We start from the raw sequence: 236 nt of genomic DNA, 5'->3' as shown, positions 1-236 counted from the left end.
GGCTCGCGCCTCGTGTACGGCCTTTGCGGTGGACCGCCGCTGGGCGAGAGGACGAACCGCGGCGGCAAGGGCGTCGACCTCGCCGCGATCCTCGACGGCCGCGATGACTCCCCCGACTGCGCGAAGCAGGTCGGCCAGTCCCGCCGGTGCACGGTCACGGGCGAGCGCCCAGCGCACGGCCTCTGCCATCGACGGCCACACCCAGGGGAGCAGTCCGACCCGGGCAGCGTTCGCCC

The 236-nt window shown here is 75.0% G+C and carries 1 protein-coding gene; it reads right to left on the bottom strand.

Going from position 1 to position 236, the window contains the following annotated elements:
- Positions 1–189 (bottom strand): hypothetical protein (locus ACZ3HH_RS31165; protein ID WP_465810596.1); only part of this gene is annotated, 189 nt, incomplete at its 3' end.
- Positions 190–236 lie beyond the last annotated feature (47 nt).

The organism is Pseudomonas sp. PME37.24/025, assembly GCF_055556615.1.
This window is presented reverse-complemented; position numbering and strand designations above follow the sequence as displayed.